Origin of the sequence: Marixanthomonas spongiae, from assembly GCF_003095375.1 — a bacterium.
Lineage (GTDB): Bacteria > Bacteroidota > Bacteroidia > Flavobacteriales > Flavobacteriaceae > Marixanthomonas > Marixanthomonas spongiae.
This window is the reverse complement of record NZ_QEHR01000014.1, coordinates 1-13,692: the sequence shown is the minus strand read 5'-3', so window position 1 is coordinate 13,692 and position 13,692 is coordinate 1. Positions and strand designations below refer to the sequence as shown.

Annotated in this window: 12 protein-coding genes; 9 read left to right on the top strand and 3 right to left on the bottom strand. The window is 34.5% G+C overall.

What is annotated here, in order from left to right:
* Nucleotides 1-265: 265 nt before the first annotated feature.
* Together DDV96_RS14870 and DDV96_RS14865 are read right to left on the bottom strand one after the other, a co-directional pair.
* A complete protein-coding gene (locus tag DDV96_RS14870; RefSeq protein WP_116695579.1) occupies nt 266-2,572 on the bottom strand; it encodes a T9SS type A sorting domain-containing protein in 2,307 nt (768 codons plus the stop codon).
* A 107-nt stretch (nt 2,573-2,679) separates the two neighbouring features.
* Nucleotides 2,680-4,332 carry a tetratricopeptide repeat protein gene (locus tag DDV96_RS14865; RefSeq protein ID WP_133240866.1) on the bottom strand — a complete coding sequence of 551 codons (1,653 nt, stop codon included), beginning with the start codon at nt 4,330-4,332 and terminating at the stop codon, nt 2,680-2,682.
* A 472-nt stretch (nt 4,333-4,804) separates the two neighbouring features.
* Here DDV96_RS14865 and DDV96_RS14860 point away from each other — a divergent pair, with 472 nt between their 5' ends.
* The 7 genes from DDV96_RS14860 (at nt 4,805) to DDV96_RS14830 (ending at nt 11,293) form a co-directional block, all read left to right on the top strand.
* Nucleotides 4,805-5,215 carry an OB-fold protein gene (locus DDV96_RS14860; RefSeq protein WP_116695577.1) on the top strand — a complete coding sequence of 137 codons (411 nt, stop codon included), beginning with the start codon at nt 4,805-4,807 and terminating at the stop codon, nt 5,213-5,215.
* A 15-nt stretch (nt 5,216-5,230) separates the two neighbouring features.
* A complete protein-coding gene (locus tag DDV96_RS14855) occupies nt 5,231-5,821 on the top strand; it encodes a T9SS type A sorting domain-containing protein (RefSeq protein WP_165806022.1) in 591 nt (196 codons plus the stop codon).
* A complete protein-coding gene (locus DDV96_RS14850; protein WP_116695575.1) occupies nt 5,821-6,669 on the top strand; it encodes a DUF5777 family beta-barrel protein in 849 nt (282 codons plus the stop codon). The genes DDV96_RS14855 and DDV96_RS14850 overlap by 1 nt, the downstream gene beginning before the upstream one ends.
* Nucleotides 6,670-6,874: 205 nt before the next feature.
* Nucleotides 6,875-7,048, top strand: coding sequence for a hypothetical protein (locus DDV96_RS16045; protein ID WP_240607748.1), 174 nt, complete (start codon nt 6,875-6,877; stop codon nt 7,046-7,048).
* A 5-nt stretch (nt 7,049-7,053) separates the two neighbouring features.
* A complete protein-coding gene (locus DDV96_RS14840) occupies nt 7,054-7,596 on the top strand; it encodes a YceI family protein (RefSeq protein WP_116695573.1) in 543 nt (180 codons plus the stop codon).
* Nucleotides 7,597-7,673: 77 nt separating this feature from the next.
* Nucleotides 7,674-10,004, top strand: a complete 2,331-nt coding sequence (locus DDV96_RS14835) for a TonB-dependent receptor (RefSeq protein ID WP_116695572.1) — start codon at nt 7,674-7,676, stop codon at nt 10,002-10,004.
* Nucleotides 10,005-10,060: 56 nt separating this feature from the next.
* On the top strand, nt 10,061-11,293 hold the full coding sequence (locus DDV96_RS14830; protein ID WP_116695571.1) for a PepSY-associated TM helix domain-containing protein: 1,233 nt from the start codon (nt 10,061-10,063) through the stop codon (nt 11,291-11,293).
* Nucleotides 11,294-11,377: 84 nt separating this feature from the next.
* Here DDV96_RS14830 and DDV96_RS14825 read toward each other — a convergent pair whose 3' ends face one another.
* Nucleotides 11,378-11,887: a hypothetical protein gene (locus DDV96_RS14825; RefSeq protein ID WP_116695570.1), complete on the bottom strand. Its 510-nt coding sequence runs from the start codon at nt 11,885-11,887 to the stop codon at nt 11,378-11,380.
* 257 nt (nt 11,888-12,144) lie between these two features.
* Between DDV96_RS14825 and DDV96_RS14820 the strand changes: the two genes are divergently transcribed.
* On the top strand, nt 12,145-12,684 hold the full coding sequence (locus DDV96_RS14820; RefSeq protein WP_116695569.1) for a tyrosine-type recombinase/integrase: 540 nt from the start codon (nt 12,145-12,147) through the stop codon (nt 12,682-12,684).
* Between the two features lie 368 nt (nt 12,685-13,052).
* Nucleotides 13,053-13,376, top strand: coding sequence for a hypothetical protein (locus tag DDV96_RS14810; protein WP_116695567.1), 324 nt, complete (start codon nt 13,053-13,055; stop codon nt 13,374-13,376).
* Nucleotides 13,377-13,692 lie beyond the last annotated feature (316 nt).

Genomic DNA, 13,692 nt, shown 5'->3' with positions numbered 1-13,692 from the left:
GACCTCGATGTGCCGCCGTCTTCGTAGGTCTTTTCAATAGAACGGACATTTATATCGTCTATGATCTTATTGACAATACGGACTGGATGATTTTCTGGAACAAAACCATCATAACTGGAAGGGAGAAGACTTGATTCTGATCATTGATTTTCAAAACTGACTTTACTTTCATACCATGAGAACACAAAATATCGCCTTATAAGACATGAAAAAAGGCTGCCTTTTTTAGACAGCCTCTAATGATTCAAAATAAAGAGAGCACGCGTTACTTCTTTACAAAACGTTTTATAAATTTTTCTCCTTTCGTATTTTTTATAGAAATAAAATAAACACCATTTTTTAAATGTTCTACTCTAATTTCTTTTTTTTCAACATTGTTCATTACTTGTTGGCCAACAGAATTATAAATAGCAATAGAGACCAATTCGCCCCCGTTTTCTTCAACTTTAATTACATCTTGAACGGGGTTGGGGTAAATAATAAAGGGATTTGTATTTTGAGAGGTGTTTGTAACCCCAAGTGTAGTTAAATCAATTGTATATTTAATAAGCCCCATGTCAAGTGTCGCCATATAAACATCCACACTATTTTCATGAAATTGATAACTCATACTTAAAGCTCCCGTATGAGCAATCGCCTCCAACGGGACTTCATCCCATGAAGCTCCTCCATCGGTAGTATAAATTATTTGCGCATCTATTGCGGCACCGAATAAAGGTTGTCTGGTCATCCTTGATGCTACTGCGTGGGTCTCGTCATATTCAGAATAGGCGATCTTTTTTAAATGTATTCCTTGATAAGTTTGCAGCCAATTTTCTCCTTGATCAGTAGTTTTATATATACCTGTTTCAGTCGCAATGGTATATTCATTTACATTATGCGGGCTTCGTTCAATATCGTAAATTACATTATCCGATGGAAGACCGTTGCTTATTTCTATCCAAGAGGTACCACTGTCGTTTGACAAATAAACTTTAGGCCCAGCAGCCATTAAGAGCGAACTTGAGTTTGTTTCATCAAAAAACACATCACGCATAGAATCGGGGCCAGGAAGGTTAACATTAGTTTCGGTAACATTATTTAAATCGGTAAAATCTAAAATAACCGTACCTCCAACTGAGAAGGAAGCCCAAACAACATCCGGATTTAATGGGTCTTGGTTTATACTTATAACACTATCAAAAAAGTTAGTGAATAATGGGTCAAAGTTTCTTCCAAAGTCACTGCTCACACTCAAAATTGACCCCAGGGAAGAGGGAGTGTACTTATAGACTCGGCCTACCATCTTCTTGTCAATATGGTAAAAAGGAGGTGGATCATTACTAAAAACCCCTAAAGGTATAATGTCCATAGCCTCAATTTCATCGGTTTCCATGTTTTTATGGACTAGACCTTGCTGTGCACCGTAATATAAATGAGTTTCTGTACCCTCTTGTATTTCCGTAAAATTCGAAGGGAAGAAAGGATTTAGAAATTGAGTGAACGTTGCTCCATAATCCGGAGATAGTAGTGGATAAAAATTACTATTAATAAATACTTCCCCTTGTTGGAAAGGATTGAAAGAGGCGTTTAAGCCATAAAAATATCCATTTGAAGGACCAATTAGATGCACATATTTATCAAAAGTTTGCCAATCATCTTGCGTAACTACTATTTCATTTTCTTCCAAGATCATAACTGTATCAGGATTTTGGGCATCGAATACAATTGCATTTATAACATCCTGAATACCACTTTCCCAGGGGATAGGGATAACGTTCCAAGTGTTTCCGCCATCAAGGGATCTGTACAGATTCTCTGATTGTCCTCCATAACCGACATCATCAGTTCCTAATAAAATTATGTCACTATTTTCTGGATGAAAAGTTATGGGCTTAAAAGTAGTTCCGGGTATTTTTTCTTCCCATGATTGACCGGCATCATTGGAAACCAACAAACCTCCAAAAGTTGCAGTAGGACTATTTCCGCGAGCGATAAATAGCTTTTGAGGGTCGTCTGGACTAATTGCTACATTGTTAGGAGCTACATTATCATAATTCTCAGGCAGATATACTTCAGACCAATTTTGACCTCCATCATTGGTATAATATACCACTTCACTGTCAAAACGCCCAGATCTATAACCAAAATGAAGCATGGCGATAAAAGGATTTTGCTTATAAACCGAATATGAAATCATCGAGATATTTGTCGCTCCAAGAGGAATGGGAGCTTCATACTTTATAATGTCTCCACTCGCGGTATCTAAAAAAAACAAACCATTGTCTTCTATAGTCGTGGGGGATTGTACCATAAAACTTATGATACCAGAAAAAACATAATTTAATTTCTTAAATTTATTAGAATTTCCGGGAAGGCTATAAATAATTTCCCAAGTAATTCCTTTATCATCCGACTGTAGAATATGATTCATCTGCGTAAGAGCGTAGAGCCTATTTTCTACCGTAGGATCAAAAGTAATATCGTACATTCTGCCATAGTCGCCAATACTTTCCATAGTAATTTGTGAATTGCCTATTATACTGCAAAGTAGAACTGAAAGCATCACCAAAAGTTTTTTAATTTTTTTCATATATAGTTTATTTTAAATTTAAATCAAATGAAACTATAGAAACTACGGATGGCAAATATTGTAACCTAAATACTGTGACATATTTTAATTAAATATGTGACGTATTTTTAAAAACCAGATATATAATCGTATAGATCGGAGCTGCTTTTTAAATTCATTTTTTTGGAAATACGTTCTCTCCGTTTCCTACTAGCTTCATGAGTAATGTTAAAGACATAAGCTATTTCCTTATTTGTTAGTTTCATATATACATAGCTGATAAATCGAAGATCATTAACATTTAAATTGGAATGTTTATTTTTTAAGGCGCTTATAAAACCGTGATTGACTTCTTCAAAATGATCGATGAAATTTTCCCATTCTTCCTCAGAATGAAGTAACTTTTTTAGTTCGGAAATGTAAGTCTTCAAGCTTCTATTCTGTAGCCCGTTTTGTGATTGTTGTTCTAAGTCCTCAATAATATGTTGGAGCAGATCATTTCGTTGAATTAAATGGAGTGCCTTAGCGGAAAGTTTTCGGTTGCGGAAGCCAATTTCATTTTTAAGTCGCTCTTCCTCCAATAACGCTCTAGCTTCCTCCTCATCTAATTTCTTTTTTAAAATAAGTTTTTTGTTCTTTTCTTTTTCAAGTTCCAATGCCATAACTTCCTCGTTTCTGGCATGTATGATTTTTCGCTGTTTGCTTTGAATATATGAAGCCTGTAAAGTCACAGCTATTAACAAAATTATGAGTATTGTTACAGCGAAAATTACTCGAAAGGTTTTTTGATTTTCCTCTATTTCTTTTTGATTATTCTTTAATTCGTTTTGGTAGTTCTGAAGTTCGAATTTGATTTTGTTTGTTGCAAAGAGACGATCATTCTTAATTTCATTCCATCTGCTTGAAATAGATAAAACTGAGTCTTTTGCAACAAGAGCTCGCTCTAATTCGCCTGTTTTAGTGTAGATTTTTGATAATTGTTGAAAAGCATTTAAACGGGATTCAACATTATTATTGTATTCTAACATAGCCGAGGCCCATTCTACAGCCAAGAGCATATTGTTCTGACTGTACGCAATATTTGAAAGTAATAACAATACGTCTGTTACCAAATCACTATTGTTTTCAGTTCGCAATTCAGGCAGAAGTTGGAGTAGACTATCCTTTGCTTCCTTGTATGACCTGGCTAAAACTAACGTTTCTCCGAGTCCAATATAGGCTTGTTGTTTAATCCTCGGGTATACTTCCAGTAAAGGAAGTGCTTCATGAAAATATGACCTAGCTTGGTTTAAATTGCCGAGTCTATTGGACACAAGACCAAGATTCACGGCATATAGCCCTCTTTTTCTATCTTCCTCGTTTTGAATTGCTGTTGAATAAGCCTTTTTAAAATATTCATAAGATTTATTGTACTTTTTTTCCTTAGAATACAAAATTGCAATGTTATTGAGAACGACCATTTCATATTTGCTACCGAGTTCTTTAATTGCGATCGTGTAAGCTTCTAAGTAACTATCCAATGCTTCACCATAGGCATATAAAGAAAAATAATTTGCACCAATGTTATTAATGGCCAAAAATTGCTGTTTGCTCCATTTATTCTTCTTTGCAAGTGATTCGGCCTCTACAAGAAATTCAAGACTCTGAGCATGCTTGCCTTCTTCTAATAGCCTTACCCCTTTTTTTATCAGATTATCACAAAAGGACAGATTTCTATCCTGTCCATAGACTATTCCGGTGATGACCGTTAAGCATAGAAGCATCAATAATCTTTTAAACATTTGTGTATATAACTTTATAAAATACTTATGTGATTAAAATTAGTGTTGAAGAAAATTATTCCGATTTAGTAACATCATATTCTAAATCCTTACATAAAAAATATTAGAACAATTTGATTGCCTTCGATTTGTTCTTATCAAATCCCTCAATTTGAGAAGCTTCTAAAGACGACAAAACTCACAATCGAGACAACACTCCCTTTTGTTTTTATAGAACACAACATAATGAACTGAATAAATTGGTATAGCTAGACAAGGGTTTTTAAGATATTGATTGATTTACTTCTATGCAGATAAGGCTCATAAAAATGCACTATTTCTGAATAAACCAACTACAGTTGAAAGTTTACGTTATAAAAATTGTAACCAAACGCCTTTTTTTTAATCTAAAGGGGTAAGAGAGTGTTTTAGAAGAAAATAGAACAAATCACCGCAGAACAGAAATACACTTAATCTGAATGAAAAAAGAATTATGTTGAATAAACTACTTCTTAATAGATCACAAATAAAAAAGTATTTGGTTTTAACACTAATAGTGCTAATCACTATTGTTGGGTATAAGTATCTGTACAAAGAACACAGAATTATTGAAAACGAAATTCCCCGATACTCATTAACGGCGCAGCAAATTTATTCAGAATTTAATAATGATTTTGAAATTTCTCAAAACAAGTATGGCGATAAAATAATAGAAGTTTCAGGACTTGTCTCAGAAATTAATGAAACTGACATCACAATAGACAATAAAGTGTTTTGTCAGTTTACAAAACAGATTATAAATAGAGAGCAAATGAACAATTCGAGAATCATCGTAAAAGGGCGACTTATAGGATATGATGATTTGCTGGAACAAGTAAAGCTTGACCAGTGCCTTATTAATTAATTTAAATACATGACTATGAAAACAAAATTCTTACTCCTTGCCTTTTTAGGCTTTTTAACAACAAACGCACAAAATACATATAATTTAGATTGGCGGATGGGCCTTGGCAGTAATGTAGATCTAACTATTGATCAGGGGGATACCGTAATTTGGACTTGGAAAGATGCGGCTCCTCATACAGTAGAGAATGAAGCAGGAAATTCTGTAGAAACATTTAATAGTGGTGTTATTTCTGGGATAGGGGAAACTTATTCTTATACCTTCACCGAAGTAGGCGACAACAGATATTTTTGCGGGGTTCACGGAGCGAATAGCATGTCGGGGACTATAACGGTTAGAGAGGTCTTGGGAGTCGAAGAAAATAGCCTGAACTCAATACGTGTTTTTCCAAATCCATCGTCCTCAAATATAAACCTGGTAATTCCACAAAACATTCAATCCGGGCAAATTACTGTGTTTGATATCTTAGGAAAACAGGTGCATTCAGAAGAATTTAAATCAAAAACTAATATTTCAATAAATATTATGAGTTGGACCCCAGGAAGCTATTTCTTGAAAATTGTTTCGGGTGAAAAAACATTAACCGATAGGTTCATTAAAAATTGATGAAAGGATTTTTACTGCTAATTTTGTGGACACCGTTTTTTGTCTCTGCTCAAGAAGACCTACTTTCCGAAATTGACACCAATTCGGTAACTGACAGCGATGTTGTTGCTGTGTTCAAAGGTCTTAAAATTGTGAATTTTGAGTCCACAAAATTAGTAGCTAAAAAAGAGTTCAACTTAATAATTTCACATAGATTCGGAAGTGTTGAAAATGGGTTCGACAGTTTTTTTGGTTTAGATGATGCAGTTACCAGAATAAATTTCATTTATGGAATTTCAGACAGCTGGAATATTGGAATTTCACGCAGTTCGTATCAAAAAATTTATGAAGGTTCCCTCAAATACAGACTGATTAAACAACAAAAAAATAAGTTTCCGTTTACCATCGTTGGATATAATTCTGTGATGATTAATACGGGTTTGGCTAAGGACAATCTTCCAAAATTGAAATTTAAACATCGCTTGGCATACGCAAGCCAATTGCTGATTTCCCGAAAAGTGAACCCCAATTTTTCTATAGAAATAATACCCACTTACTTTCATGATAACTATGTTGCAGTTAATGAGCAAAGTAACGCTCAGTTTGCAATTGGATTGGGAGGACGTTACAAATTAGGAAAACGATGGTCTTTAAACATGGATTATGGTTTTCACTTAAATCGCACTAGCATCTCACCATTTAAAAATCCGTTATCTGTTGGCGTTGACCTTGAAACAGGTGGTCATGTTTTTCAAATGCACTTTACCAATGCACAGCCTATGAATACGAATGGGTTTTTGGGCCAAGCCACTGGAAATTGGACTGATGGGGATATCTATTTCGGATTTAATTTAAGCAGAGTATTTTAACGGTATGATCAAGGAAAGTAATTTAGTGCAATTAATAGTGGTGACTTTAACGATTCTGTTAACTGGCTGCACTACTGTAAGTCAAGATGATTTAACTGTTTCATCGCCAATATCTGAAGTAGTAACTTATAGTGATAATGTAAAACCCATAATTAACAACAATTGTATAATTTGTCATTCTAATCCACCGCAAAATGGTGCCTTAATGCCTTTAATTAATTACGAAACCGTAAAAGAAGCAGTTCAGAATAGAAATCTTATTGGCCGTATTTCGAATGAAGATCCTGTGTTTCTGATGCCACCTGGCGGCCCCAAATTACCTCAAAACCTAATAGACGTTGTCATTCAATGGAACAAAGATGGATTAATTGAAGAATAAAAATTATGAAAAAAATAGTCATTGTCATTTTATTTTTCAGCACCGTCGCAATGGGGCAAAATAAATTTATAACCAAAGCTGGAACGATAAATTTTGAAGCCTCTGTACCCTCTTTTGAAGAAGTGGCAGCTGTCAACAAATCGGTAACAGTAATCATTAACACCCAGAATGGTGAACTAGCCGCCCTTGCACTTATGAAAGCTTTTCGTTTTAAAAATGCTTTGATGGAAGAGCATTTCAACGAAAGTTATGCCGAATCAAATAAGTTTCCCAAGGCAACTTTTACAGGAAAATTACTTGATTTCTCTTTTGAGAAACTCAGTGACAATACTAATTTCTTCATTGGAGGTAAACTTGAATTTCATAATGTTACTAAACACTTCGAAAAAATCCCTGTCACTTTAATATATCAAAACAATGAAATTAATTTATCGGGAAAATTTACTATGCGAGCCTCAGATTTCAATATTAAGATACCCAAGATTGTACAAAACAAAGTTTCAGACATGGTTGAGATAAATTTCAATTTCGCACTTGTTAAAAAATAAAATTTTAAGTGCAATTTTTTTTTAACCCTTTTCAATCTTAATCTTCCTTAAGATTAAGGCGTAATAAAAATTAAACGATGAAAATAATTATTTGGACAACCTTTTGGGTATGTATGGGTCTGCAAACTGGTTTTGCGCAAAATTTAAAGGGCACCGTTACAAATGAAAATGGTGATCCTCTTAGAAATGTAAATATTTCAATTCTTGAAGCAAATAAAGGAACCACCACAAATGAAGATGGATACTTCGAATTAGACTTAGTAAAAGGAAACTATGACTTATACATTTCTTTTATTGGTTACAAGCCTAAAACTTTACCAACAAAAGTTAAGAGTGAAAACAACAATATCAACATCCAACTCGAACCTGATTTTTCGGTTTTGAACGAAGTGGTGGTTTCTGCAAGTAGAGAAGCACAACTGAGGTCGGCAGTCCCGGCAGCTATCGGAATTATTGGTAATCAATCCATATCAGAGACTAAAGCGTTTGGTATCGATCAATTGGTTAATCAAGTGTCGGGTGTATTTATGTCTACCTCGCGTGCTGCCAGTAACGAACAACATTTTATGGCTGTACGTTCGCCTATTTCAACAAGAGCGCTTTTTCTCTATCTGGAAGATGGTCTTCAAATTAGGCCCACATCCGTTTTTAATCACAATGCTTTGCTTGAAATGAACGATATTTCATATAAGAGAATTGAAGTATTAAAAGGGCCTGCATCAAGTATTTATGGAAGCGAATCTATAGGTGGTAGTTTTAACTTTATAACAAAATCACCGACGCCAGAACTTACTGCAACTTTGGGATATCAAGTCAATGACATCGGTTTAAGTCGATACGAGATTGAAATTTCGGATAAAACTAGCAACAAATTTGGTTTTTATTTCGGTTCACATTTTGCACACCGAACGGACGGACCCATAGAACATAGCGATTATGAAAAGTTCGCGGTGACTTTTAAAACGGTTTATGATATTTCGGATAGATTGAACTGGACAAATGTTTTTGACCTTATTGATTATCGCTCAGATACGACCGGTTCACTTACAGAAGACGATTATTTTAATGGAAACTTTGAAAGTGACCAAACGTTTACCGAGAGAGATGTACTTTCATTTAGAATGCGAAGTACATTAACCGCAAGATGGAACGACCATCAAAAAACCACATTCAACACTCTTTTTCGAAATAACAAAATTGATCAAAACCCATTCTATCGCATTCGTCAATTTCGAGAAATGGGGCAATTAACGGGTTTTGGTTTAGGTGAGATAAATTCTAATCAATTCAATAGTTATATGGCTTTGGTACAACATAGACTTCAATTGGATTTCAAAAACTCATCACTTATTGTTGGAGGTACAATAGATTATTCCCCACAGGACTATGTGGCAGAAAATATAGATGTTATCGTTGATACAAAAACAGGGCGAAATGTTGCTTTCAGTGTACGCCAAAATGATTTTATTCTAAACTACAAAGCTGATATCCTGAACTATGCTGGGTTCTTTCAATATGAAATAGAGCCTTTGGAGCATTTTAGGGTCACTGCCGCATTGCGCTATGATTCATTTAAGTATGATTATCAAAATCGTTCCGAACATTTAGGTGTACCGTCGTCTAAAGACACTTATGATAATTGGGCACCAAAATTAGGAGTTAATTATAATTTTGAAAATGGTAACGGTTTATATGCGAACTACTCACGTGGTTTCACACCGCCACAAGTATCCACATTGTACCGCAATAGAAACGGGCTCAGAGATATAAAGCCAAGTCTCTATGACAATTATGAAATTGGTGGTTACTTTAGATTCAGTGACAAATGGAAGTTGGATGCGGCCATTTATTTATTAGAGGGGAAAAATACGCTAATCACGCTACGTGACGAGCAAGATGATTTTTTCAATACCAATGCTGGCAAAACAAGATCCTATGGTATAGAGTACGGTATCACTTATTCCCCATTTGAAAAAATGTCTGTCTCACATAAAGGTAGTTACGCATTCCATCGCTATGTCAAGTTTTTTGACGGTGGAAAAGAACACTCTAATACCGATAGGGAAACTGCACCCAATTTATTGGGTACCTCATTAGTAACATACAGACCCTTTAGGGATTTCAGTGTTACCGCAGAGCATGAGTTGGTAGGAGATTACAATACCAGTTTTGAAAATGAGATAATCGATGATAAAGGAACTATGGAAACGGCGACCTATAATGGCCATAACATTTTTAATATTAGAGCAACCTATAGATATGGAAAAGTGGAAGTTTGGGCACATTTACTCAATGTTTTCGATAAACTCTATGCGACGGAAGCATCATATAATCAGTTTAGACGCGAAAATAGTTTTACAATTGGTAACCCTCGTACTTTTCATCTGGGCGTACGGTTGCATTTGTAAGAGATGAAGACTTTAATACTACAAAATAAAGATGTTATAGGTTTAAAACTTTCAAAATGGGAAATAAAAAATTAAATCTTTGGCTGTGGAAATGGCATGTAATTGCAGGACTTATTTCAGCACCATTTATCGTATTATTAGCAATAACAGGAGGTGTATATTTGTTTAAAGATACTTATGAAAAAGGAAGAAAAGATACCATCGTAAAGGTAGTGCCCTTAACAAAGACTTTTTCTTATGAAGAGCAAAGAAATGTTGCCGATACGATTTTGGGAGAACCACATACAGCAATGATTATTTCACCAAAAGATTCGCTTGCAACACGTTTTATTTCAGGAAAGTTTGGAAATAAAAAAAGTATATATATAAACCCATACACGAATACAACCACAGGCAAGATAGCAGACTCGGATGGTGTAATGTACAATATACGAAAGTTACACGGTGAACTTTTAATGGGCACAGTGGGCACTCTTATTGTAGAACTTATTGCAAGTTGGATGGTCGTTCTTCTAATTACGGGAATGTTTGTGTGGTGGCCGGTGAGAAATTGGCGATTACAAGGCTTTTTTGTGCCCAGGCTCAATATGGGCAAACAAGTATTATTACGTGACCTACACGCTATTATAGCATTTTGGATTTCCACGCTTTTGATATTGGTTTTAGCTGGAGCCTTTCCATGGACGGAGGTTGTGGGCACCAATTTTAAAAAAGTACAAGAAATAACAAATACGGGATTTCCAAAATCTTGGATGGGCGTTGGAATTGCAAAACCGTTAAATCAAGCTATAATTCCATTGGATGAAATTGTAGCCAAAACAAAAAAATTAAACCTGCCAGGTGAGGTTCAATTAGATTTCCCAAAAGGCCCTTCTGGTGTCTATACCGTTGGTAACACATATTATCCGGACTTGAACTTACAACAAAGATTTCATTACAATCAATATTCAGGTGAACTGGTATTACATCAGAAATGGAAGGATGTCGGTATACTTATGCGAGGGCGTATGTGGCTCATGGCTTTTCACCAAGGTCAATTTGGTGCGTGGAATTGGTGGTTAATGTTGATTATCGCTATTTTTCTTGCACTATCGAGTGCAGCTGCCATTCTATCGTATTTTTCTAAAAAGCCAAAAAATAAATGGATTGTACCCAAAGTGCCCAAAAACTTCAACGCTTCACAGGGCGTAATAGTTATCATAGTACTTCTTGGTTTGCTTTTTCCTTTATTCGGAATTTCTGCACTCGTAATTTATATTTCAGGAAAATTTATAAAATCGAAAAGTTAATTTTGGAGAAAAAATAAAAAACGGCCTCCACAATTGTAATAGTGGGGGCCGCTTGAAAAAAACAATAAATCAGTTGTCTATTCTTTACCTGCCGTTTTCAATAATAGTTGCAAATGTGGGAATAAAAGTTTTCGGTAATTGTTTTAAAATTAATATTTCATGAAATATAGCTAAACGTGCTGTTATACCCGGCATGTCTAAAGCCGAAATGGAAATTAAACTTCTAATATTGTTGCCTACAATCATCGATATTAAACTAAAGCAAGAATCGTCATCCTCTACCTTATTAAACTTTTGAAAAGAATTTAGCATTTTTATTGCATCTTCCGCTTTATGCTGGTAATTGTTTTTCACAAAGTCAGAGTGCTCATTAAGAACCGTATACATCATATCTACCAAATTTTGATCCTCCATAGTTTTCAATACTTCAGTATACTCGTTGTCCATAATATCAATCAAGTTTGATCTGAAATCGAGCGCTGAGAAATAGGCGCGATCCTTTTCGAGTCGCCTGTGAATTTTTCTATCTATTTCTCTTTGATTGTGAAGAAAATTTGATATAACTTTTTTTTGACTACTTTGTGCTTTTATCATAATTATTGTTTTAATTTTTTCTTTTTAGTATTTATATTTCGGAAAGTTGCGTTTTAATTGAAACTTTAACATTTAAGAGATATATGAAGCTATACAACCCTTATTTCAGGAAAGTTGTAGAAGAATTAAATGTTCATTTTTATACTTTGTGAACATTTCCTGAAAACCTAAGGTATGAAGCTATTCTACCAAAAAAAAATGTTCAAAATTATTCCCGGGTCTCATTATTGAAGGTTAATTTAGCCTGAAAACCATATATGACGGGAGCTAATCACATAGATTATGATCGGGCATCAAATATTGGCCGTAGGTTAATTAAAACCGGAGAAAATAAAAATTTCGGGCTCCTTGTGATATCTAGTATAAATTTAGGATTACGAATTAGCGATCTTCTCCCATTATCCTTTGACCAACTTAAGTGTGATAAATTTGAAATAATTGAAAAGAAAACGGGTAAAAAACGACAATTAAAAGTTAACGATCATATTAGGGATGCCCTCACTTTTTACGAGGATGATTTAACATATAAAATGGGAGGTTCTGCCTTTACGTCACAAAAGGGATCAACATTTTCACCTCAACAAGTTAATAGACTCTTAAAGAAATATCTTAAAGGAAATTTTTCTTCACACAGCCTTCGGAAGTCATTCGGCCGAAGAGTTTGGGAAAATGATAATCAAAGTGAGAGGGCTTTAATATATCTCAGCCAGATATACAATCACGCTTCTGCACAGGTGACCAGAACGTATTTAGGTATACAGCAAGAAGAGCTCGACGATATTTATATGAGGCTGTAATAAAAAAAGTATAATAATGACAGAATATAGCATCAAAATATCTGAAATGCTAAGTTGCATAAATGAACATCCGAAAATAGTTGAGCATTTAGAGAATCAACTAAAGCATTATATTGTTCATTCTTCATTCGTGGAATTTACTATCCCGGAACTTCAATCTTATAATTTGCACGTCCACTTTCATATGTTTAGTAGATCAAAAAAAATAGACAATAGGTGGTACTGTCGTTATTATATATACACTCAGCCTGGGTGTTTGAGCTTTATTCGCAAAGATTTGGATTACAGTTGCTTTGACGAGAAGATATATTACCGTATTCTTGAAATTGCTAAGAATGAGTCTATTATGATGTTGTTAAATGAGTAATATGGAATACTATCAAAAGCTGAATAAATTAGTTGTTCTTGCATTGAAATGCGATGGTATTCAGGAAAAACTTGAAGAAAAGCTTGAAGATATCGTTCTATTTACTAGTGAGGAGCAGTGCAGTATTTATAACTATCATTTTAAATGTTTCCAAAATAAAAAGAATAATAAATTAAATTATATTTTTTATAAATATTCTGAAGATCAAGGTTTCGAGTTCATTAAAGATTCTTCTCAGCATAGTTTTTTATTGACATTCCTGTATATAGAAATTAAAAACTTGATTAGCATGGCCGAAATTCTTCAAGAGATCAATTCTACTTAAATGAATTGATGAAGTCCTTATTTATTTGATCGGTACGGTCTTTTTGAAAATTCGCTTTGAGATAATCATTCGTAATCGCAATCGAGGAATGGCCGAGTGCCTTGGAGATATCATAAATGTTTATCCCATCTAAATTAAGCATAAGGTTTGTAAAGGAAATCCGGGCGAGGTGAGAAGTTATGTTTTTTGGGGACTATCTCATAAAGTGTGTAAGTTAAAAAAATAGCGGGGGCCGGCCCCCGCTATTTTTTTGTTTAATTTTAAATATTTACACATTATGAAGAAAGACGATTTAATTTCAGATGATTTTCTGAAG

What these genes read in the sequence shown, in the direction of transcription:
- DDV96_RS14820 (WP_116695569.1), top strand. Translation starts at nt 12,145, where the DNA reads ATGACGGGAGCTAATCACATAGATTATGATCGGGCATCAAATATTGGC.
- DDV96_RS14870 (WP_116695579.1), bottom strand. Translation starts at nt 2,572, where the DNA reads ATGAAAAAAATTAAAAAACTTTTGGTGATGCTTTCAGTTCTACTTTGC.
- DDV96_RS16045 (WP_240607748.1), top strand. Translation starts at nt 6,875, where the DNA reads ATGCCTTTAATTAATTACGAAACCGTAAAAGAAGCAGTTCAGAATAGA.
- DDV96_RS14810 (WP_116695567.1), top strand. Translation starts at nt 13,053, where the DNA reads ATGGAATACTATCAAAAGCTGAATAAATTAGTTGTTCTTGCATTGAAA.
- DDV96_RS14825 (WP_116695570.1), bottom strand. Translation starts at nt 11,887, where the DNA reads ATGATAAAAGCACAAAGTAGTCAAAAAAAAGTTATATCAAATTTTCTT.
- DDV96_RS14865 (WP_133240866.1), bottom strand. Translation starts at nt 4,332, where the DNA reads ATGTTTAAAAGATTATTGATGCTTCTATGCTTAACGGTCATCACCGGA.
- DDV96_RS14850 (WP_116695575.1), top strand. Translation starts at nt 5,821, where the DNA reads ATGAAAGGATTTTTACTGCTAATTTTGTGGACACCGTTTTTTGTCTCT.
- DDV96_RS14840 (WP_116695573.1), top strand. Translation starts at nt 7,054, where the DNA reads ATGAAAAAAATAGTCATTGTCATTTTATTTTTCAGCACCGTCGCAATG.
- DDV96_RS14855 (WP_165806022.1), top strand. Translation starts at nt 5,231, where the DNA reads ATGAAAACAAAATTCTTACTCCTTGCCTTTTTAGGCTTTTTAACAACA.
- DDV96_RS14830 (WP_116695571.1), top strand. Translation starts at nt 10,061, where the DNA reads ATGGGAAATAAAAAATTAAATCTTTGGCTGTGGAAATGGCATGTAATT.
- DDV96_RS14835 (WP_116695572.1), top strand. Translation starts at nt 7,674, where the DNA reads ATGAAAATAATTATTTGGACAACCTTTTGGGTATGTATGGGTCTGCAA.
- DDV96_RS14860 (WP_116695577.1), top strand. Translation starts at nt 4,805, where the DNA reads ATGTTGAATAAACTACTTCTTAATAGATCACAAATAAAAAAGTATTTG.